19 protein-coding genes and 1 pseudogene are annotated in these 23,068 nt (G+C 34.5%); 13 read left to right on the plus strand and 7 right to left on the minus strand.

What is annotated here, in order from left to right; translation table 11 throughout:
- Positions 1-158: 158 nt before the first annotated feature.
- The 5 genes from GKR88_06290 to GKR88_06310 are packed head-to-tail and all read left to right on the plus strand — an operon-like array spanning position 159 to position 4,145.
- Positions 159-1,622, plus strand: coding sequence for a sodium:solute symporter (locus GKR88_06290; protein QMU63942.1), 1,464 nt, complete (start codon positions 159-161; stop codon positions 1,620-1,622).
- A gap of 11 nt (positions 1,623-1,633) precedes the next feature.
- Entirely contained in the window at positions 1,634-2,005 is a 372-nt protein-coding gene (locus GKR88_06295) for a VOC family protein (protein QMU63943.1), read from the plus strand.
- A 58-nt stretch (positions 2,006-2,063) separates the two neighbouring features.
- On the plus strand, positions 2,064-2,711 hold the full coding sequence (gene pdxH / locus GKR88_06300; protein ID QMU63944.1) for a pyridoxamine 5'-phosphate oxidase: 648 nt from the start codon (positions 2,064-2,066) through the stop codon (positions 2,709-2,711).
- 41 nt (positions 2,712-2,752) lie between these two features.
- A complete protein-coding gene (locus GKR88_06305) occupies positions 2,753-3,241 on the plus strand; it encodes a histidine phosphatase family protein (protein QMU63945.1) in 489 nt (162 codons plus the stop codon).
- A 7-nt stretch (positions 3,242-3,248) separates the two neighbouring features.
- On the plus strand, positions 3,249-4,145 hold the full coding sequence (locus GKR88_06310; protein QMU63946.1) for an exopolyphosphatase: 897 nt from the start codon (positions 3,249-3,251) through the stop codon (positions 4,143-4,145).
- A 552-nt stretch (positions 4,146-4,697) separates the two neighbouring features.
- Here GKR88_06310 and GKR88_06315 read toward each other — a convergent pair.
- The 4 genes and pseudogenes from GKR88_06315 to GKR88_06330 form a co-directional block, all read right to left on the minus strand.
- A complete protein-coding gene (locus tag GKR88_06315; protein QMU63947.1) occupies positions 4,698-5,057 on the minus strand; it encodes a hypothetical protein in 360 nt (119 codons plus the stop codon).
- 232 nt (positions 5,058-5,289) lie between these two features.
- Positions 5,290-7,809: a T9SS type A sorting domain-containing protein gene (locus tag GKR88_06320; protein QMU63948.1), complete on the minus strand. Its 2,520-nt coding sequence runs from the start codon at positions 7,807-7,809 to the stop codon at positions 5,290-5,292.
- Between the two features lie 512 nt (positions 7,810-8,321).
- Positions 8,322-8,918 (minus strand): annotated as a pseudogene (locus tag GKR88_06325) (transposase).
- A gap of 118 nt (positions 8,919-9,036) precedes the next feature.
- Positions 9,037-9,588: a phage tail protein gene (locus GKR88_06330; GenBank protein ID QMU63949.1), complete on the minus strand. Its 552-nt coding sequence runs from the start codon at positions 9,586-9,588 to the stop codon at positions 9,037-9,039.
- Between the two features lie 335 nt (positions 9,589-9,923).
- Here GKR88_06330 and GKR88_06335 point away from each other — a divergent pair, with 335 nt between their 5' ends.
- The 5 genes from GKR88_06335 to GKR88_06355 all read left to right on the plus strand — a co-directional run bounded on the left by GKR88_06335 (position 9,924) and on the right by GKR88_06355 (position 17,075).
- Entirely contained in the window at positions 9,924-12,350 is a 2,427-nt protein-coding gene (locus tag GKR88_06335) for a phenylalanine--tRNA ligase subunit beta (protein QMU63950.1), read from the plus strand.
- A 91-nt stretch (positions 12,351-12,441) separates the two neighbouring features.
- On the plus strand, positions 12,442-13,509 hold the full coding sequence (locus GKR88_06340) for a quinone-dependent dihydroorotate dehydrogenase (GenBank protein ID QMU63951.1): 1,068 nt from the start codon (positions 12,442-12,444) through the stop codon (positions 13,507-13,509).
- A 237-nt stretch (positions 13,510-13,746) separates the two neighbouring features.
- Positions 13,747-14,364 carry a LysE family translocator gene (locus tag GKR88_06345; GenBank protein QMU63952.1) on the plus strand — a complete coding sequence of 206 codons (618 nt, stop codon included), beginning with the start codon at positions 13,747-13,749 and terminating at the stop codon, positions 14,362-14,364.
- 318 nt (positions 14,365-14,682) lie between these two features.
- Positions 14,683-15,537 carry a hydroxymethylglutaryl-CoA lyase gene (locus GKR88_06350; GenBank protein ID QMU63953.1) on the plus strand — a complete coding sequence of 285 codons (855 nt, stop codon included), beginning with the start codon at positions 14,683-14,685 and terminating at the stop codon, positions 15,535-15,537.
- Positions 15,538-15,551: 14 nt separating this feature from the next.
- Positions 15,552-17,075, plus strand: coding sequence for a bifunctional metallophosphatase/5'-nucleotidase (locus tag GKR88_06355; protein ID QMU63954.1), 1,524 nt, complete (start codon positions 15,552-15,554; stop codon positions 17,073-17,075).
- A gap of 664 nt (positions 17,076-17,739) precedes the next feature.
- On the opposite strand, the gene GKR88_06360 is transcribed toward GKR88_06355, so the two are convergent.
- Together GKR88_06360 and GKR88_06365 are read right to left on the minus strand one after the other, a co-directional pair.
- The gene (locus tag GKR88_06360) at positions 17,740-17,937 is read right to left on the minus strand and encodes a hypothetical protein (protein QMU63955.1); all 198 of its coding nucleotides are present in this window, start codon (positions 17,935-17,937) and stop codon (positions 17,740-17,742) included.
- The gene (locus tag GKR88_06365; GenBank protein QMU63956.1) at positions 17,924-18,187 is read right to left on the minus strand and encodes a hypothetical protein; all 264 of its coding nucleotides are present in this window, start codon (positions 18,185-18,187) and stop codon (positions 17,924-17,926) included. The genes GKR88_06360 and GKR88_06365 overlap by 14 nt, the downstream gene beginning before the upstream one ends.
- Positions 18,188-18,913: 726 nt before the next feature.
- Here GKR88_06365 and guaB point away from each other — a divergent pair.
- Positions 18,914-20,389 (plus strand): IMP dehydrogenase, encoded by a 1,476-nt coding sequence (guaB, locus tag GKR88_06370; protein ID QMU63957.1) that lies wholly within the window; start codon positions 18,914-18,916, stop codon positions 20,387-20,389.
- 11 nt (positions 20,390-20,400) lie between these two features.
- Here guaB and GKR88_06375 read toward each other — a convergent pair whose 3' ends face one another.
- The gene (locus tag GKR88_06375; protein ID QMU63958.1) at positions 20,401-21,114 is read right to left on the minus strand and encodes an RDD family protein; all 714 of its coding nucleotides are present in this window, start codon (positions 21,112-21,114) and stop codon (positions 20,401-20,403) included.
- Between the two features lie 109 nt (positions 21,115-21,223).
- Here GKR88_06375 and GKR88_06380 point away from each other — a divergent pair, with 109 nt between their 5' ends.
- Both GKR88_06380 and GKR88_06385 read left to right on the plus strand, forming a co-directional pair.
- Positions 21,224-22,183: a stage II sporulation protein M gene (locus GKR88_06380; GenBank protein ID QMU63959.1), complete on the plus strand. Its 960-nt coding sequence runs from the start codon at positions 21,224-21,226 to the stop codon at positions 22,181-22,183.
- Positions 22,180-23,067, plus strand: a complete 888-nt coding sequence (locus GKR88_06385; protein QMU63960.1) for a hypothetical protein — start codon at positions 22,180-22,182, stop codon at positions 23,065-23,067. Before GKR88_06380 ends, GKR88_06385 begins: the two co-directional genes overlap by 4 nt.
- Position 23,068: the final 1 nt, after the last annotated feature.

Here is a 23,068-nt window from a genome sequence, read left to right on the forward strand (position 1 = left end):
CATTTATACAATAGGCTTAATTATCGAACTCCTTGGCAAGTTAGCTCTTAGCTGTCAAAGTGTAATCAGTTTCTTAAAATTCGGGTTTAATTCTATTTTCTTTTAACCCAAGTAATCTTATATTCGTAATTCCAATTAAACATTTATAAGCATATAAAGTGGAACCCTTTTATATTTTACTTCTCATTTTCGCATATTTCAGTCTGCTCATTTTTATTTCTTATCGTACAGGAAAAAAAGCAGATAACAATACTTTTTTTAAAGCGAACAATTCATCTCCATGGTATTTAGTAGCTTTCGGAATGATTGGCACCTCTCTTTCCGGAGTTACTTTCATTTCTGTTCCCGGCTGGGTAGAAAGTCAAAGCATGAGTTATATGCAGATGGTATTGGGATATATTTTAGGTTATGCCATGATTGGTTTCATTTTACTTCCACTCTATTATCGCCTAAATCTAACCTCTATTTATACCTATTTAGACGATCGGTTTGGAAGGTATGCATACAAAACCGGAGCTTCTTTTTTCTTATTGTCCCGGGCCGTCGGCGCTGCTTTTCGCTTGTTTTTAGTTGCTAATGTGTTGCAATTACTATTGTTTGATGAATTTGGAATTCCATTTTGGGTTACCGTTACCATTACTATTTTACTCATTTGGTTGTATACGTTTAAAGGCGGGATTAAGACCATTGTTTGGACAGATACTTTACAAACAATGTGTATGTTAATTGCCATTGGAGTCTGCATTTATGCAATTTCCGATAAGATGCATATCTCCAATATTTTTAGCTATGTTGCCGATAGTGAGTTTTCCAGAACTTTCTTTTTTGAAGATTATAAAGCAGGGAACTATTTTTGGAAACGATTTTTTTCAGGTGCGTTTATAGCGGTGGTAATGACAGGTTTGGATCAAGACATGATGCAAAAGAACTTGACATGTAGGAACCTGAAAGATGCGCGGAAAAATATGTTTTGGTTTACTATTGTGTTAGTGATTGTTAATTTTTTCTTTTTAGTATTAGGTGTTTTATTAACAGGTTATGCTCAGGAAAATGGAATTGATGTCCACAGAGATGAATTATTTCCTGTTATAGCAACCAAAGGCAGTTTAGGTTTGGCAACTGTTATATTTTTTATACTTGGCTTAATAGCTGCTGCCTATTCAAGTGCCGATTCTGCATTGACTTCTTTAACTACTTCATTTAGTATTGATATACTGGAAGTAGAAAAGACAAAAAAGAAAAATGAGCAAGAGAAAATAAGAAAGAAAGTTCATATACTATTTTCTTTTATTTTAATTGCTACCATTTTAACTTTTAGATATCTCATTAGAGACAGTAGTGTTATTTCTGACATTTTTAAAGCCGCAGGTTACACTTACGGCCCCTTATTAGGCTTGTACGCTTTCGGGTTGTTTACCAAACTCAAGACAAAAGACAACGCAATTCCTTATATTTGTATTATTGCTCCAATCCTGACTTTCTTAACCAATTACCTAACCGTAAAACTCTTTAGTTTTGATTTTGATTTTTTTGTATTGGTCATAAATGGTTTCTATACGTTTATGGGACTGTTTTTGTTCAAGAAAAGTTATAAAAATTATTATAAAATAAGTAATCCATAAAAATTAAAAAAATGAAATTAGGCGCTTTTTCAATCAGTTTAACTGTAAAAAACTTAGAAGTTTCCAGAAAATTCTATGAAACCCTTGGTTTTTCTGTTTTTGCAGGCGACAAAAAACACAATTATTATATCTTAAAAAATGACAATGCACTGATTGGTATCTTTCAGGGAAGGTTTGACAAGAATATCCTTACCTTTAATCCGGGTTGGGACGAAAATGCCAATAAGTTCAATGAATTTGACGATATTCGAACTATTCAAAAACACTTAAAACATAAAGGTTTTGCTTTTTCCTCGGAAGCAGATGAAAGTACAACCGGCCCCGCTAGTTTTGTCATTACAGACCCTGATGGAAATACCATATTGGTTGATCAACACGTATAATGTTTATCCGTATCAAAAAATCGTTAAGATTCGTATTTTTGCTGTCTAATTTTCTTTTATGTCTCAAGACCTCAGTAACTATCGAAAATCTTACAAAAAACAAGAGCTTTTAGAAGTCAATTGCCCGGAAAATCCGATGGAATTGTTCCAAAAATGGTTTTTGAATGCAGATCAATCTGAAATGGCAAAAGAAACCAATGCGATGACTATAAGTACTATTGGAGAAGACGGTTTTCCTAAAAACAGAGTGGTTTTACTAAAGAAATATACTTGGGAGGGTTTTATCTTTTATACAAACTATGACTCGGAAAAAGGAATAGCCATTTTAAAAAATAATCGTGTATGCCTTTCTTTCTTTTGGCCTGCATTAGAGCAGCAAATTATTATTAAAGGAGGCGCCAAAAAAATTCCGGAAAACCTCTCTGACGGCTATTTTGAATCTCGCCCGGAAGGAAGTAAGCTGGGAGCCTGGGCGTCTAACCAAAGTCAAATAGTTTCTTCAAGGAAAACACTAGACAATGCCTTAAAAACATATCAACAACAATTTAAAGAAAAAGAAATTCCCAGACCCTCATACTGGGGAGGTTTTTTAGTAAAACCTGTTTCTATGGAATTTTGGCAGGGAAGACCCAACCGAATGCATGACAGGATTCGCTATACACTGGAAAAGGATTTTTTATGGAACATCGAACGATTAGCTCCTTAATTTTTATATTTACAACCCAATCTTAAAATCATTAGTGTAAGGTGAAAACACTTTATATTGTAAGACATGCCAAATCTTCCTGGGAATATGATAAAATAGAGGATATCAACAGGCCTCTAAAACAACGTGGCATTAAAGATGCACATCTGCTTTCCAAATTCTTATCTAAAGAAATAGCCAAACCGGATGTATTTGTTTCCAGCAGTGCAAACAGAGCATTACATACTGCTGTTATTTTCTGTGAGAATTTTGAGTATCCTCTTTCGAATCTGAAAATTAAACGACAGCTCTATAGTTTTAGCGATGGTTATTTGGTAAAAACGGTTAAGGCTTTGGATGACAGTTTTAATTCGGCAATCATTTTTAGTCACGATCACGGTATCAATACGTTTGTTAATAAATTTGGTGATAAGCCCATTGCTCATGTGCCAACTTGTGGTGTTATAGGTATTACATTTGCAGAGAAACACTGGAAGGATATTAAAAAAGGAAAAACTATTTTGGCAGAATTTCCTAAAGATCATAAATAATTCATTTTTGTTGCAGATAAAAAAATACGGAGCTATTGATATCGGATCTAATGCCATTCGATTACTGATTTCCAATATTGTCGAGGAAAAAAATAAAAAACCTCTTTTTAAAAAATCCTCCATAGTACGGGTTCCTATCCGATTAGGAGCCGATACTTTTGTAACCGGAAAAATCAGTGATGACAATATTCAAAGAATAATAGACGCATTACAGGCTTTTAAGCTCATTATGAAAGTAAACGGAGTTGAAAAGTATAAAGCTTGCGCCACGTCTGCTCTAAGAGAATCTAAAAACGGAATAGCTGTTACCGACACTATTTTTGAACAAACCGATATAAAAATCGACATTATTAGCGGGAAAGAAGAAGCCGCTATTATTTCTTTTACAGATTTAAATCAACTCATTAAAAGTGATAGCACTTATCTTTATGTTGACGTAGGTGGAGGAAGTACGGAATTTACTATTTTTTCCGAAGGTAAACTAATAAAATCCAAGTCCTTTAAGATGGGAACGGTTCGTTTATTGAATACCCCTAAAGATGTCAATAAAGCTATCTTTAAAAATGTTGAAAAATGGATCACTCAACATACTGCTCCGTATAAAAAAATAACACTCATCGGATCAGGAGGTAATATCAATAAACTTTTTAAACTCTCCGGCAGAACTGAAGGAAAACCCATCTCTTATATTTATTTAAATGCTCAATATCAGTTTTTAAAGAAATTGAGCTATGCCGACCGTATCTCCGAATTGAGTTTAAATCCCGATAGAGCAGATGTAATCATTCCTGCTACTAAAATTTATTTGTCAGCGATGAAATGGAGTGGTGCTCGTAAGATTTATGTTCCAAAAATCGGACTGGCAGATGGGATTATAAAAAGTTTGTATTATAGCAAATTTTAAAAATGAATTTTCCCAAGCTACTATACAAATAGCTATCTCAAAAATATTGAGGTATATTGGGGATATCGAACTAGATAGTAAGTCTAAACTGTTGGAGACCTTTGCAAAATAGTGATATATTCCGTATTGAAATTGATTTCGCTTTAAATTTCTTCCTTCTCGAAAATTTTAAATCCTCAAAACCAATAGGTTATTCCGGTTGAAAATTTTCTTCGGGCGTCGAACTTTTTTACCAAATCAATTTTGCAAAGGTCTCATATATTTAATAATAAGATTCCCAGTTTTGCTTTCCAAAAGCTATTTGGTTAACCCTTAAAAATAGGCTATTTGTTGGTTAGGTTTTATTATTAGAGTCCGATTTTTCTCTAACAAATTTTTGCACAGGTAACCAAAGGTATTAAGAACAAGCCAAAGAATTTCTTGTTTGAGTTTTCTCATTAATTTTTTGAAGTTGAACCCAGCGGCGGCCATCATAAAGTTGATACTATCTCCCATCTGACCTTTTAGGAAGTTGTTTGCTACCCTATGGTCTTGTTTAAGATGGGATATTGTTCATTCTTGCCCAATACGCTGACGAAAGTGAACTAGATCGCTGGCAGCGAAAGGTTGGCCACAACGTTGAACGGTAGCACCACCTAAATACTGAAAATAAGCGTTCACCTCCCAGTGTTCTTCTACCAAACGCTCATCGGATAAATTGTAAATGGACTTCAAAATCAAAAGTGAAATCATCAAACGAATCGGACGAGCAGGGAGACCTTTATCCGAATAGAACTTTGAAAACTCTTTATCAAAATAATACCAGTCTATCTCGTCTGCTAACAGATAAAGCTCATGCTTGGCATTCAATTGTTCCTGTAAGGTTGGAGCTAGAAAAGTTAACTGATTTTGAGGATTATTTTTTGAACGCATTTGACAAGGTTTTACAATACAATTTAAAAAACGTTGTCTTTTTTACAATAGTTCTCCAGGCTTTTTTGTATGAACTCATCTTGACTTTTTGTTTTTAACCGAAAATGAACTGAAATTCAATATGTTAAAATTTTTTTAAAGGTTGACTATTTAATTACGAATGTATCTAAATAACTTACCAAAGTTTCATAAATGAACAGTCTTTGGTAGCTCATCTAACTTAAAATACGTTTTATTTTACAATTATTTTCTTAGTAATACTCTGGTTGTTATTTGTAATTTGTACTAAATAAATTCCCTCTGAAAAGTTGCTTAGATCAACATTATTTAAATCATTACTGGTTTCAAAATGTTTCACAACACTTCCAATAATATTATATATCAATACGCTACTTTTTCCAGTCAAATTATTTAATTTTATATTAAAACTTTTATTGTTTGTTGGATTTGGAAATAAACTTACAGCATCTTCAGATAATGCATTTTCTTCAACTCCCAAGGCCGCTGAACTTATAGAAGCCTCCCAAGAGCCTCTTCCAAAGGTGGCAACTCTTATTTTTTCAGTACTGTAAAAAATGTTAATATCACGAACAATTACATTTGGAAGGCCATTGTCAAGTTTTACCCAATCTGCATTAGAGTTTCTCCAGTAATAGACTCCGAAATGTGTTGCTAGGAATAATTCACCGTCTGTAGTTCCGGTTCTATAATCAATATCATAAGCTGGAATATTAGGCAAGCTTCCTGAAATATTTTGCCAAGATATGCCTCCGTCTGTTGATTTATATACGTGAGCTGAAAGATATCCACCATAACAAATATAAACTTCATTAGGGTTAGTAGGATGGATAGCAATACCTGTTATTGTGAAATCCTGCGGGTTTGGTAATGTAGTCCAGGAAGCTCCTCCGTTTGTTGTTTTTTTTAAGCCGTTGAGTCCATAGACATAGATGATATTTCCATCAGAAGGAGCCAGAGCAATAGAAATAGGAATACCAGTTCCGGAATTCATATTTGTCCAACTATCTCCCCTATTTGTTGATTTGTAAATTTCATTAAAACCACCAAAAATTGTTGTTGGAACCGTAGGGTGAATTTCTAATTCCCATGTAAAAGGAGTAGGGACCATTGGTACATTTAATATTTCTGGTTCCGAAGCAAAACCGTCTGTAGTTCTTTTTAATAAACCATGTTGGCCACAGGCCCAAGCAATATTAGAATTCGAATAATCCCACAATCCTGCAACTCCGTCACCCACTCCCACTGAGGTAAAAGAGGTACCGTTATAAACAGCCGCGTCATTATCTTGAGCTCCTAAAATTAATTTTCCTTCATCCTGAGGGGTCCCTGATACATGATAAAATTGTGTGATTGCCAAGCCTGAAGACAAATCTGTCCAAGCAGTACTTGAAGAAGCATCTCCTTTATAAATTCCTCCGTCATTTCCAGAGAATGCCATATTAGTGCCGGAAACAAATACAAAATCATGGTGGTCAGCATGTACATAGAAATAAGGGTCGCCTGTCTGCCAAAAGCCATTCAAATAAGCTTCCCATGTAGAGCCACCATTTTGCGATCTCCAACCATTAATATCCCCCACAAAAATAAGATTTTTATTGATTGGAGAAATTGCAATAGTTAAATTGTACCCCCCTTGGGAGTTAAACATGGTGAAGGTATGGACAGTTGCCCAACTACTTCCCTGATTTGTTGACTTTCTAACAACACCACTCTGGTCAACAGATAGAATTAAATCTGGATCATTACTTGTTTGAGCTATTTCTAGTCTTCCTGAAGTAGTAGGGGCTGATGCCGTTGTCCAAGATACCCCATTATTTGTTGAAATGTAAAACTTACCACTATTAGAAGTTGCATAGATAATAGTATTACTACCTGTTTTATATTGAATATCATTGAAGTTGGCATTACTTTCAACAAAGACATCAGCCCAATTAGCACCGCCGTCTGTGCTTCTTTTGATGGAATTTGTTGTTGTTGCAAAAATAGTTTCTGTGTTATTAGGGTCAATTAATAAATTTCCAATCGTGTTCATTTCAGTTACATTAAAAGTCAGCCCTGTTGTATTCCATGTATCTCCGGCATCCGTAGATTTTAGAACACCTATAGAAAAATTATGTTGAGCATCGAAGTCTCCCGTTGCTAGATATAAAACATTTGGATTTGATGGATTAATAACAATATCAGAGACACCCATATTTGGAAAATTATCCCCTTTTGGAATCCATGTGTTCCCACCGTCAGTAGTTTTCCAAATGCCACCGCTAGGCGTTCCAATATACAGTGTATTTACATTGGTACCATTGAAAGCAATGCAATTGACTCTCCCCATTCCGGAATAATTTGGAGCAAGAAAAGTAGATATTGGTATTGTTGTTGGTCCTATTAATGACCACTCAGTACTACTCCTGACATGATCGGGTAGTTGAGCTTGACGAGCATTGTCTTTTAACCATTCACTATAATCATGATAAGGGGAAACAAAAGAACCATCAGGTTTAATTCTATTTCTCCAAAGGCTTGCCCAACGCTCAAATTGCTTGATTTTCTTTTTGCTTTCTATATCCGTCCTACCTCTTAAAAGATCTAACTCTTGTCTTGTAGAGTTTACAATTTCAAAATAATTCGCTTCTTCTTTTAATGCTGCAGTTCTCCAATTATTACTTTGTCCTGTGGAAGAATAATTAAAGAAAAGCATTAGGATTCCTATAAAGGAAAATGTCTGTTGTTTCATGTGTTTAAATTTTGATTTTCATTAAAGGTTTGGGTTACCCAGTTAAGTCTCATAAATATAAAACTCTGTCTTTCTTAGGCATTATGAACACTGGTTTAGAAGTTAACAGTACTAAAATCTTGAAAAATAATTTATGCTTCATTTTTAATACTTTGAGAACTAAATGGGCAAGCCTGTAAATTAATTTGTTTTGAATTATGTAGTAAAAAACCATAAAACTTTACACATTATTGCAATAAAAAAGTCCTATTGCTGTTATTCGGACTTATTCAATTGTTTTTGATATTGTTTTGGAGTATAATGCCCTCCGTGTTTTTAAAAACACTATAGAATGTTGATTTTGAATAGAATTCCATGTCTTGGGCTAATCCTAAAATAGATAATTGTTTTGACTTTGGAAAAGAGAGTAGTTTTTTTAAATTCATCTATTCGAAACCGGTCAATAAAATGATAAAAATTGTTTTTAGTGCTTTTATTGATATTCAATAGTTTATATATTTTTCTGCTAATCATTAGGCGCACGTTCCCACCATTTGCCTAGTGAGTTGAATTTTATAGAACATGTTGTAGGTAAGATTCATAAGTCCTATGGCGGTTTCTGCTCTTTTGATTCCTATTTTTCTAAAGAACATACTACCCGTAGAGTTTTTCATAAACCCAAAAACATGTTCAACTCTTGCTCTTGTCTCGGGTTTTTCTGTATTTGATGATTTTTGTTCTTTGGTTAATGGCTTATTCTTACACCCATTTTCATGGATTTGATCTTTCACTGAAGTTCCAAATCCTGTTGCTATCAGGAATGTCATCTGATATGGTAAGATTTAAAAAACGTATAAAACTCATACGATCATTGATCTGATAATCGGTTTGTTCACCCGAAAGATTATAATAATGTTGTAGGATTAGGGCGTGTTAACACTCCCTAGTATCTTGAACATCAATATATAATCATAGGGAGGTCCTCCTCCTTTACCTTTGGGTTCTTTGTGTAGTAAGGTTTCTAATAAATCTCTGAATATCTCAAAGTACCCATGATTTAATCGTTCCAAAGGATCGCCTAATTCACTTAGTTTACTCAATCGGATGTCTTGATCAAAAAAAGCCGTAATCTCTGTGTCGTTTGTATCTTTTTGCCATATCGAAATATCGCTATTTTTCTAATCAAAATCAAATTAAAGAGTTTTTGAAACAAAACCTGAAATTTTCAACTGTCTATATTTAGTAGGATCATCGGGAAGGAGATAATCCCTGTATACAAATGATATAATTCATGCCTAAAGAAGGTTGATTGATATCAACCGGTTTACTTCCTCCCGCAGGCTCTATGTTAATCTTAACCGGTGATGTCCCCATTTGCGCATTTGCCGTACTTTTATAATATTTATTGGGAGATGTACGCGACAAAAAATTCCCTTGCGGGTTATCACTATCTTCCGGACTGGCATTGTTACATAGCAGAGCAACCGTACTACCTGAAACCTTGTGGGTATGTGGGGGTAAGTTACCTAGAGTTAAAGTTACTGATGATTTGAACCACCCATATCTCTGCCCCTCTCTTACATAGCTCAAACCTTGACCTTTACCGGCACCCACAGGAACTCTGGACCTCAAATCGGGCAATGCAAAATTGGTTCTACCATCGCCACCATAGGTAGTACCTAAAAGTGAATACAGTTTTTCATTATCACTAATAGCTATTACCCGACCATCACAAAATGCCCAGTTTTCCGGGGCAAAAGTTCCTGCAAATAATCGGATTTCTGCTAAATAACTCTCCATAAAAATCAAATTTTAAGTTTAAAAATTGTCTTGAAAACCTGAATTTGTAAGATTACAAATTAAAATACATGTGTATTTAGGGGGTATCAAGTAGCACAAACTTACAATTAATTTACCATTTTACCAAATGATAAACTATTTTTTTGCTTATTTTAAATATACAAAATGTTATTATCTTGCTATCATTAAAGGTATCACAGCTTTTTATGGTATCAGGTCGGTTGCATCAATCTTTGGCTTTAAAAACATCCAGTTCTTCAAACTTTCAAACTTTTACACTATAAAAATTAGTAAAATCCCTACATTTGCTCCTTAAAAAATTTGAAATAACTCATATGAAGATATCGTACAATTGGTTACGACAATTTCTGCAAGTTGACAAGACTACGTCCGAAATAGGTGAACTGCTTACGGATTTGGGATTAGAAGTGGAGAGTATTGTATCCGTAAGCCCGGTAAAAGGAAATTTGGAAGGAGTGGTAGTTGGTGAAGTATTAACCTGTGAACAGCACTCAAATGCTGACAGGTTAAAAATAGCGGTGGTGGATTTGGGGCAGGGAACTCCGGTACAAATTGTTTGCGGTGCATCAAATATAGCTGCCGGTCAAAAAGTTCCGGTGGCTACCATAGGCACTGTCTTATATAATGATCAAGGTGAGGAATTTAAAATTAAAAAAGGGAAGATTAGAGGGGAGGAAAGCCACGGAATGATTTGTGCCGAGGATGAATTAGGACTGGGGACTAACCACGATGGTATTATGATATTGGATGTGTCGTTAGCTCCGGGAATCCCGGCTGCCGACGTCTTCAATATTGAAGAAGATACTGTCTTTGAAATTGGACTCACTCCTAACCGTTCGGACGCAATGAGTCATTTTGGAGTTGCAAGAGATCTGAGAGCCGGATTGATTCAAAAAGGAGTCCAGTTGGAATTGATCAAACCTTCCGTAAGTGATTTTCATGTAAATGAAAGAACCTTAAAAATTGATGTTGAAGTAGCAAACAAAAATTTAGCACCCAGATATTGTGGGATTACCATCACAAATATTGAGGTAAAGGAGGCTCCCGACCGGATTCAAAAACGATTAAAAACCATAGGCATTACGCCTAAAAATAATATTATAGACATCACAAATTATGTGTTGCATGAACTTGGGCAACCTTTGCATGCTTTTGATGCTCAAAAGATCAGAGGAAATAAGATTGTTGTTTCCACCTTGGAAGAAGGAATAAAGTTTACCACTTTAGATGGTGTAGAAAGAACTTTGCATAAAGATGATATTATGATTTGTGACGGCTATGCCAATCCTTTGTGCATTGCAGGAGTTTTTGGAGGCCTCAATTCCGGTATTACTCCAAATACAACATCTGTTTTTTTAGAAAGTGCTTATTTTGATCCGATATCCGTTAGAAAAACTGCTAAAAGACATGCACTAAATACAGATGCTTCTTTTAGATTTGAAAGAGGTATTGATATCCATACTACCGAGTATGCCCTAAAAAGAGCTGCTTTACTGATAGAGACATACGCAAATGGAAAAATATCTTCGGACATATCGGATTTTTATCCCGAAAAAATAGAAGGTTTTCAAGTATTTTTCTCCTATGAAAATGCGTATAAACTAATCGGACAGGAGATAGATAAGGAGAGCATTAAAAATATTCTGGTTTCACTGGAAATTAAAATTAATAATGAAACGGAAGTAGGTCTGGGATTAACGATTCCGCCTTACAGGACAGATGTCCAAAGAGAATCGGATATCATTGAAGAGGTTTTAAGAGTGTACGGCTATAATAATATCGAATTTTCACACAAATTAAATACTTCTATTTCTTTTGATAATAATGACCACATAAAATTAGAGAATCTGGTAGCAAACCAGTTGTCATCTCTTGGATTTTATGAAATAATGACCAATTCTCTTACCAAAGAAAAATATACTTCTTTTTCGGATGGCTTACATACACATTCTGATATAAAAATCCTCAATCCGTTAAGTAGTGATCTGGGAGTTATGCGTCAGTCGTTACTGTTTAGCGGTTTAACATCTGTTTCATACAACATCAACAGAAAAAATAATTCTCTGAAACTGTATGAATTTGGAAAGACATATCATAAGCGTGAAAGCGGGTACCGGGAAGCTAAACACATGGCACTATTCGTATCCGGAAATAAAAATAAAGAACGGTGGAATACCCATTCCGAAGTGTCGGGTTTCTTTTATATAAAAGGGGTTGTTGAAGCTGTTTTAGAAAGGTTGGGTTTTACTAATTTAAACACTTCTCCTTCAAAAATGAGTATTTTCAATGAGGGGGTAAGTCTAAGTTCCGGCAAAATTAAGCTGGTAGAATTTGGTACTGTAAACCATGCTGTTTTAAAAGCATTCGGAATTAAGCAAGGCGTTTTATTTGCTGATTTTAACTGGCAGACTATGCTAAATATAGTCGGGAGTAAAAAAACAGAGATAACAGAATTGCCTAAATTCCCCCCGGTAAAAAGAGATTTGGCATTACTAATCAATACAGAAGTTACTTTTGAAGAAATCTATCATTTAGCATTTCAATCCGAAAAGAAACGACTAAAAGAAGTGGATTTGTTTGATGTATATACAGGCGATACCTTGCCGGAAGGTAAAAAATCATATGCAGTGAGTTTTTTATTGCACGATGATAATAAAACACTGGAAGACAAACAGATAGATAAAATAATGCAAAAATTACAGCAAACCTTTGAAAAGCATTTAGGAGCTGTTTTAAGGTAGATACCATCTTTGCTTTTCATTATTCGGTAGCTTCGTAAAAATGTATCTTTTTTAAATTTAATTTTTGCTGTTTAAAGAAGTGTATCCTTTTATGTATAAACTAGTTATAAGACCCATTTTATTTCTATTTGACCCTGAAAAAGTACATTATTTTACTTTTTCAATGATTCGGTTTTTATGTAAAATTCCTTTGTTCCCGGAAATTTTCAGACAAATATATACGGTAAAAAACAAGCAACTGGAGCGTACCTTATTTGGACTTACATTTAAAAATCCTGTGGGCCTGGCTGCTGGTTTTGACAAGGATGCAAAACTGTATAACGAGCTTTCTAATTTTGGTTTTGGTTTTATCGAAATAGGAACATTAACCCCAAAACCTCAAACAGGGAATCCTAAAAAAAGGCTATTTCGCCTGGAGAAAGACAGTGGAATTATCAATAGAATGGGATTTAATAATGAAGGAGTAGCCAAAGCTGTAAAAAGGCTCAAACAAAATAAAGACGTTTTAATAGGTGGAAATATAGGAAAGAATAAAACTACTCTCAATGAAAATGCAGTAGCGGACTATATGAGTTGTTTTCACGCGTTATTTGATTATATAGATTACTTTGTAGTCAACGTAAGCTCTCCGAATACTCCAAACCTAAGAGCTTTACAAGATAAGGAGCCTCTAACAAATTTACTACATACACTGATGGCGGAGAATCAAAAAATGTCTGTTCGACCTACTAATACTACATCTGCTAATACAAGGTCGAAAATCAAAAAACCCATCCTTTTAAAAATAGCTCCGGATCTGACATATGAGCAGTTATCAGACATTATAGAGATTGTAAAGAGTACCCAAATAGATGGTGTTATTGCCGCCAATACAACCATTTCCAGAGATCATTTACAATCAAAAAATAAACTCGAGCAAGGGGGGGTAAGTGGTAAACCGCTTACTAATAGGTCTACCGAAGTAATTCGCTTTTTATCTGAAAAATCAAATAAAGCGTTTCCGATTATTGGCGTAGGAGGCATACATTCTGCCGAGGATGCGTTAGAAAAAATAGCAGCAGGTGCTGATTTGATACAACTTTATACAGGTTTTATTTATGAAGGCCCGCAGTTGGTTAAAAGTATTAATAAAGCCTTATTATACCAAAAAAAACAATAAAATAGTCCAATTTTGGTATTAAGAAGCAAATGATGCTTCTCTTGAATTTGGAAACATTTGCAGCATTGATTTCGCAAAAAAACTCAACGCCCGAAGAAGATTTTGAACCGGAGTAACCTGGTGGTTTTGAGGATTTAAAATTTTCGAGAAAGAAAAAGTTTGAAGTCAAATCAATCCAAATCGGAATATATCACTATTTTGCAAAGGTCTCTTGTTATTTTGATGAAAAGGTAATTATTGAATATAGAAATACTACTTTCATTTGTACTGGCAACTGCTGTACTGGCAGCCTCTACCGGTCCGGATAATCTATTTGTACTTGCTCAGAGTATGGTGCATGGCAAAAAACACGGATTAGCCACTGTAGCAGGGCTGATGTCAGGTTGTATTATTCATACAAGCTTTATTGCTTTTGGATTGTCAGCCATCATAAAAGAAAATGTATCTGTTTTTTTTATCATTAAATTACTTGGGGCTGCTTACTTATGCTATTTGGCTTTTCAGGTTTTTAAAAGCGATTCTAAAATTAGGATTTCAACGAACAATGTACCCAAAAAAACAACTATACAATTGTTTAAAACAGGTTTTTTAATGAATGTACTAAACCCTAAAGTTACCTTTTTCTTTTTAGCTTTTTTCCCGGAATTTTTATTTTCCGATATCCTTTCCACTGTAGTCCAATTTTACGTATTGGGCGGACTCTTTATCATTACATCTTTTATTATTTTTTCTTCAATAGCATTTTTGGGGAGTACTCTTTTTAAATACCTTACTAAGTATAAAAAAACAGGAGTCTATTTAAAATGGGGGCAAATTATTATATTTATCGGGATTGCTATTTTAGTTTTGATTTAATTCAAAGTTTCAAGTTTCACTTTTGACAAAAGCTTCGAGTTAGAAGTAATACAGGCTTTTACACTTTTTCAACTTTCAATCTTTCAATTTTTAGAAGATGAACTCATTTGGAAACACCAAGTTCAAAAGTGTATTATTGTATGAGATCTTTGCAGAATTGATTTGGCAAAAAAGTTCGACGCCCGAAGAAAATTTTAAACCGGAGTAACCTGTTGGTTTTGAGGATTTAGAATTTTCAAGAAGGAAGAAATTTGAAGTCAAATCAATTTCAATACGGAACATATCACTATTTTGCAAAGGTCTCTGTATATTTGACTAATGGATAAGGTTAAAATCATTGAGTGCCCCAGAGATGCAATGCAAGGAATTAAAAGTCATTTTATTCCTACCGATGTAAAAGCAGATTATATTAATGCACTACTTCAGGTAGGTTTTGATACTATTGATTTTGGGAGTTTTGTTTCGCCAAAAGCAATACCTCAAATGAAGGATACTGCCGAAGTGCTGGCTCAATTAGATATCGCTGCTACTCAAAGCAAACTGTTGGCAATTATTGCTAATGTCAGGGGAGCAAACGATGCTGTTCAGTTTGAAGTAATCGATTATTTGGGGTACCCTTTTTCTATTTCCGAAAATTTTCAAATGCGCAATACACACAAGACTATTGCAGAATCCGTAGATACATTACAAGAAATTTTAGCCATTGCAGATAAAGCCAATAAAGAAGTGGTAGCCTATTTAAGTATGGGCTTTGGAAATCCTTATGGAGATCCCTGGGATGTGGCTATTGTTGCCGAATGGACAGAAAAACTATCAACTATGGGTGTAAGAATTTTATCTTTATCCGACACCGTAGGCAGCTCAACTCCGGAAATTATAGGTTACCTATTTTCTAATCTAATCCCTATGTACCCAAAAATAGAGTTTGGCGCACATTTGCATACGACCCCCGATTCCTGGTATGAGAAAGTAGATGCAGCTTACAAAACGGGTTGCAAGCGTTTTGACGGGGCTATTAAAGGATATGGAGGCTGCCCTATGGCAAAAGACGATTTAACAGGTAATATGCCGACAGAAAAACTAATTTCTTATTTTGCAACACAAAAAGCCGAAACAAATATTAAACCTATGAGTTTTGAAAGTGCTTACAATCAAGTACTGCAAATTTTCTGATGAAGACAATTCTTATGAAATCATTCAAATTAATAGCATACTCATTACTGTTTTGTTTATTACTTTCATGTAATAGTAATGACCATAAAATCGATTTTACTTTTTTGCAAGTAAATGATGTATATGAAATTGCTCCGATACAGGGTGGAAAATACGGTGGAATGGCAAGGTTAGAAGCACTGCATCAGGAATTGGTAAAAGAAAACACGAATACCTTTTTATTTATAGCAGGTGATTTTTTGAATCCCTCCTTACTTGGAACGATAAAGTATAATGGAGAACACGTACAAGGAAAACAAATGGTAGAAATAATGAATGCTATGAATTTTGAACTGGCTGCTTTTGGCAATCATGAATTTGATTTGAGTCAAAAAGATCTGCAAAAACGATTGAATGAAAGTACTTTTCATTGGATCGGATCTAATGTTACATTAAATCTCAACGGAACTACCCAGCCTTTTTACAAGGAAAAAGAAGAGATCAAAATGCCTATTCCTAAAACATATATCAAAGAAATCGGAGATGAGGACGGTACAAAAATTAAAATAGGTTTTATCAGCGTTTGCATTCCTTCCAATCCAAAGAGTTATGTGTCTTATTCGGATATGTTTGAAGCTGCGAAATCTTCTTACGAAATGATAAAAGATAATGTAGATATTGTTTTTGGGTTGACACATGTAAAAATAGAGCATGATAAAAAAATTGCCGAATTGATTCCCGAAATTCCTTTGATTATGGGAGGGCACGAGCATACTCATATGAGACATCGGGTTGGAAATACAATCATAACCAAAGCAGATGCAAACGCAAAAACAGCTTATGTCCATAAAATATCGTTTGATAAAAAAACGAAAAAAATAACCATTGCATCGGAACTAAAAGAAATCAATACAAGCATAATACCCGAAAAGAAAATTGCAACTATTGTAAATAAGTGGCAGGATATTTTGAATGTTAAAGTAAAAGAAATCATTGCGAACCCTGATGAGACTATCTACCGATCAAAAGTGCCATTGGAAGGCAGAGATACGCCTATTCGATCCGAACAGACAAACCTGGGCAAACTGGTGGCCCGGTCCATGGCTTTTGCCTATAATGACGCCGTAGATTGTGCCATTGTTAATAGCGGATCTATCCGGATAGATGATACTTTGGAAGGAGCTGTCACCGGTATCGATATTTTTAGAGTATTGCCCTATGGAGGGGCAATATTAAAAATTGAGATAAAAGGAAGTTTACTGCAGGAAGTACTGGAATTTGGGGCAGCTGCCAAAGGCAGAGGGGCTTATTTGCAGCGATATCGGGCTGAGAAAAAAAATACTTATTGGACCATTTCCGGAAAACAGCTAGATTCTGACAAGATATATACGGTTGCGATAAGCGATTATTTAATAAAAGGATTTGATATTCCTGTTTTAAATGAAAAAAATAAGGATATTACTACTATTTACAGGCCTGCAAAAAATGAATTGGAGTATGATATCAGAAAAGCAATGGTTCATTATTTAAAAGTGCAATACAAAGAATCACAAGAGTAATACTGTTTTAACTTTTATTTTTCTCAAAAAAATACGGTTTAAAAGTTAGAAATGTAGCAATGTGATAATGTAGTACTGTTTCTGATTTACAAATATTCAACTAAAAAACAGTCATTTTTTTGATTAAACAACACTGCTGGCCGTAAGTTGAAAATAAGATCGCTTCCGCTTTTAGATGCAAAAATATAGATTCATTACTTTCATATTTCTAGCTTCTATTATCTTTCATCTAGTAGTAAAACGGTCTTATCTCAAAAGATTTGGGTAGTTATGATCAGACAAAAAAGAGCAACTTTTAATAAATTTAAAATCTAATGGGTATAAGATATCTTATTTTGATAAATGATTTTGTTTTCATAACGGTCTCATCTAAAATAGCAGAAAAAGAGTTAACCTTATGGTTTATTCTTTTCTGCTATTTTGTGTGTACTATGCTTAATTTTTCAGTGCATCTTTTAATTTACCTTTATACAGATAAAATAGCAATCCATAAAAAATTATCATCTGTAAAGCACCTGCATAAAGTAGTAAATTGGTAGTTTCCGAAGAAACCTTTTTTGTAACTAGAAAATAGCTTCCAAAAGCTAATAAAAGAATTCCATTAATTAAAAAGCCCCAAAAATAAAATTTAGCTAATTTTCTCATAATAATTATAATTAAAGTATTAACAAAATGTATTAGGCCCTGCTCCAATACAAGAAACTGCAAAAGCAGCTAACATTTCTCCGGGCGCAATACCAAATGCACCGGCACAAATCCAACTTGTTCCACAAGCAGAAACAATACAATCCATACATGCACTCCAAGAAGAAGCATGTCTACAACAATCTTCTTTAGTAGTTAAAATTTTATGCTTTTGCATATGTAATAAATAGACTTACTTGATTACTAAAGTTATTCATTTGAGAGTTTTTGCTCAAAACAAAATCTCCCATTTTATTCTCACTATCTACATTGATTGAATAAAAAAGCTTTTTATCTAATGTATTTAATTCAAATTTCTTTACCTCGTTATTTATTTCATAATAGTTTGCTACGCTTACTTGATAAATATCCTCATATTTATAGATAATCAAGCTTTTTTTCAAATCATTAAGTTGTAAAGAATACATTATAACTTGAGAATTGTTCAAATATAGTTTTCTAATATCGCTTTCAATAATACTAGTTTTTTCTATACCCTTTTCAATAGCAATATTGATGATTTCAGTTCGTTCATTATTTTTACCAAACTTTTCAATTAGATAAAAATGGTTATCATAAAAATTTGGGCTAATACTTAGTTTTTAATAATAGATCTTCAAAAATTACTTGATTTTGTGAATCATCTATAGTCAAATTGTTGTTGTCTCCGGTACAACTACATATGAGTACAGGAAGTAGTAAAATTAATAATGCCGGTATACTTAAATATTTTTTCATTTCTAATTGTTTTAAATTCATATTTTTTGCTACCTTTTTCGTAACTCGGTTTACTTTTTCTTTGATTTCGGTTTCTCAACTTTCACATTTCCGATTTTGGGTGGTCAGTCCATTTTTGACCGTTATTTTGATTTTATATGTGATATCAGCTTTCTACCGTTTAAATTGATTTATTGTTTACCCAATTTTTATGAGGTGAATAAAACACTCATAGCAACCAAACCTTTGAATAACGTAAACTTATAGTATAGAGTAATACGTGTCAATCCTATAAGACAATGAAATTTTGAAATCACTGTTTTCGATTAGCAACTATCCGGACAAAACCTTGCGGATTAAATATAAACTTGAACGAACCTCAAAATCAATAATAAATTGTAAATTTGCTTGCAATTAATTTTTAAGTTGATTGCACTATGATTGCTCACAATTCCAAATTCGTCGGTGAAGGCTTGGCTTATGATGATGTACTATTAGTTCCTGCATTTTCCGAAGTACTTCCCAGAGAGGTAAATATCCAAACAAAACTTACCAGAAATATTACTATCAATGTACCTGTCGTATCTGCTGCTATGGATACGGTGACAGAATCGGCCATGGCCATTGCTATGGCCAGAGAAGGAGGTATTGGCGTACTGCATAAAAACATGACCATTGAGCAACAGGCACAAGAAGTAAGGCGGGTAAAGCGTGCGGAAAGCGGTATGATCCAAGATCCGGTTACACTTCCTCTCGACGCCATTGTTACGGATGCCAAACAAAGCATGAAAGAACATAAAATCGGCGGAATCCCCGTTGTAGACAATACCGGTATATTAAAGGGAATTGTTACCAACAGAGATTTGCGTTTTGAGCATAAAGACGACCGTCCGATTGCTGAGGTGATGACGAGCAAGAATCTGGTAACTGCCCCCATAGGTACTTCCTTAAAAGATGCGGAATCTATTTTACAGCAAAATAAAATTGAAAAATTATTAATTGTTGACGACCACCAGAAATTAAAGGGATTGATCACTTTCAGAGATATTACCAAAGTTACTCAAAAGCCTATTGCAAATAAAGACACATACGGAAGACTGAGAGTGGCAGCAGCTCTTGGGGTAACCGAAGATGCTTTAGACAGGGCGAGAGCTTTGGTAAAAGCAGATGTAGATACTATTATTATAGATACGGCCCACGGGCATACAAAAGGGGTAACAACCGTATTAAAAAACATAAAATCCGCTTTTAAAGATCTGGAAGTAGTAGTAGGAAATATTGCTACGCCGGAAGCAGCAAAATACCTGGTACATGCCGGAGCTGATGCAGTAAAAGTAGGAATAGGCCCGGGATCTATATGCACTACCAGAGTGGTTGCCGGAGTTGGTTTTCCGCAATTTTCTGCTGTTTTAGAAGTCGCTAATGCCATTAAAGGCAGTGGGGTTCCGGTTATTGCCGACGGAGGCATCAGGTATACCGGAGATATTCCCAAAGCAATTGCTGCAGGTGCGGACAGCGTCATGTTAGGCTCTTTATTAGCCGGAACAAAAGAAAGCCCGGGAGAAACGATTATTTATGACGGAAGAAAATTCAAATCATACAGAGGAATGGGCTCCGTAGAAGCAATGAAAAAAGGTTCTAAAGACAGGTATTTTCAGGATGTAGAAGATGATATTAAAAAATTGGTCCCGGAAGGTATTGTAGGACGTGTTCCATATAAAGGAGAGTTATACGAAAGTATTCATCAATTTGTAGGAGGGCTTAGAGCAGGAATGGGATATTGTGGTGCCAAAGATATCGATACTTTAAAAGCATCCGGGAAATTTGTAAGAATTACCGCATCGGGAATCAACGAAAGTCATCCGCACGATGTAACCATTACCAAAGAAGCTCCCAATTACAGCAGAAGATAGCAGTACACCGTTTATTGTGTATAATAATTATAATCTTTAATAACCGTATCTATAAAATCTATCGGCTTCATAGTTGTTTTGATTCCGGTAATATCCGTAATTTTAATATGTAGCTTTAAAATAATTTTATGATCTCTTTTTCTTACTGACTTTCGGTATATTTCTTTAATAGTTCTTATATCTGTGTCCGATAATGTGGTTACCTGAGGGAATGTTGGCGTATGGTTTTCAACGATATCTCCGGCAAATGTATCATTCAAGCTTACTCGTTTTTTTTCGCTGATGACCGTAGTTCCTGCAGCCATATCTCCTAATCGTTGGCCTTTGGCACTTAGCAGAATGGCGAGAATAGCTAAAGAACCGCCAAACATAGAAAGCTCTATAAATCCCAATATCCACCTGATTATATAGCTGCCAAATGTAGGTTTGGAACCATCAAGCTTTACCACTCTTATTTTGTTCGCAACCTTGCCGGGCGTTTGACCATTCATCAAACTCTCAAAAATTAAAGAATAGAAAAACGGAGGGATACTAAACAGCACCACTACAGAAACATTGTCCCAGCTAAAACTATAATCCATAAGTCTCAGTATCAAAATAACCAGTATATAATATCCTATAATAATGAATCTGTCTATAAGATAAGATCCGGTTCTGGTAGTAAGATGTGCGGCATTTTGCCGAATCGTGATATTTTGAGCGGTTTCTATTTGAAAATTATCCATTTTTTGCGTTACTTTGTCGAATCTTTATCCATAAAAAGAGTTGCGAAGATAATGAGTTTAAATAATATGAATCTGAATTTTCACTTATAAAAAATCAAGTTATATTGCTATGAGAGAAGCTGCATTTGTAAAAATAAATAAAACAAAATGGAAGTTATTTGAAGATGTACTCTACAAAAAACGCCGGCTATCTCCGGGTAAATTAGCCGATCTGTATATTGAAATCACAGATGATCTAAGCTATGCCAAAACATTTTATCCAAATAGTACCACTCAAAATTACTTAAATGGAATAGCCTCTGCAGCACATCGGAAAATCTATAAAAACAAAAGAGAAAGTAAAAACCGATTCATTACTTTTTTTACCAAAGAATTTCCATTAGCATTTTATGCCTATCAAAAACACTTGCTCATTGCTTTTTTGGTTTTTGGTTTTTTTACCCTTGCAGGCATGTTTTCTTCTGCCAGTGATATTGATTTTGTTCAATTGATTTTGGGAGATGGTTATGTGAATATGACATTGGAAAATATAGACAAAGGAGATCCGATGGCAGTTTATAAAGAAGCAAACCAGATAGATATGTTTCTGGGAATCACTTTTAATAATATCAGAGTAGCTATGTATGCTTTTTTATTAGGAATACTCTTTTCCGTAGGCACTTTATACGTGATGATGCAAAACGGTATTATGCTGGGATCGTTTTTATATTTCTTCTATGACAAAGGGTTGCTTTGGGAATCTTCCAGGACTATCTGGATTCATGGGACTATAGAAATTTCCGTAATTATAATTGCATCAACTGCCGGAATGGTATTAGGCAACGGGCTGTTATTCCCAAAAACCTATACCCGATTAGAATCGTTTAAAAGAAGTACTATTGCAGGATTGAAAATTATGCTGAGCACCGTTCCGTTTTTTATTATTGCAGGGTTTTTAGAAGGATTTGTAACAAGGTACACACAAATGCCGGACACATTGGCAATCGCAATTATTTTTCTTTCCTTGTTTTTAATTGTATATTACTACATAATACTACCTATAAAACTAACCAAAAAAACAGCGTCATGAATACACCGAATGACTATGTAGAGTTTAAAAAAGAAAGGGATTTGGGAGCTACCATTACAGACGCTTTTAGATTTATACGATTAGAATGGAAGCCATTTTTTACCACCATACTTAAAGTAAGCATCATTCCATTAATGATTACTATTGGCGCATTGATTATGTATATATATGCTGCTTCCAATGTAGCAAATACATTGAATTACTATGATGATGAATCATCTTTATATGGTATAGGAACCATGTTTTTTTATGTAGCTGTCCTAATTATTACCGGTATCGTAACTTACGTCTTAATGCATCTGTCAGGGCTACATTATATCAAAGAATACATATATAACAAAGGTACCATACACTATTCGAACATTATCACAAATGTCAAAAAAGATTTTTGGGGGTTTACAGGGCTCTCTATATTAATAGTTCTCACCATAGCAGTAAGTTTTTTACTATGTGTGCTTCCGGCTTTTTACACCTGGCCCGTCATGGCACTATTACCGATGATCTATGTATTTGGAAATAAAGATGCTTTGGATTCTTATGGGTATTCTTTTTCTTTTGTTTCGGGAAAACACTGGGGAGACACTTTTGGGATTATGTTTGTAGTTGCCTTAATTGTTGGTGTATTAGGGTATGTCTTTAGTATTCCTTCAGCAATTTATCAACTCATACAAATGGGAACGCTTATGGGGTCTGACGACCCATCAGAGGTTCTTCAGATATTTTACGACCCTGTTTATATTTTACTTACGGTAGTTTCTTATGTAGGTCAGTTCTTTATGTACTCCATCACATTGATTACCAATGTTTTTATCTACTACGATATAAACGAACAAAAAAATGCATCCGGAACCATAGAAAAAATTGACAACCTCGGCCAATCTTAAG

The sequence above is a fragment of the Flavobacteriaceae bacterium genome, assembly GCA_014075215.1.
Taxonomy (GTDB): Bacteria; Bacteroidota; Bacteroidia; order Flavobacteriales; family Flavobacteriaceae; genus Polaribacter.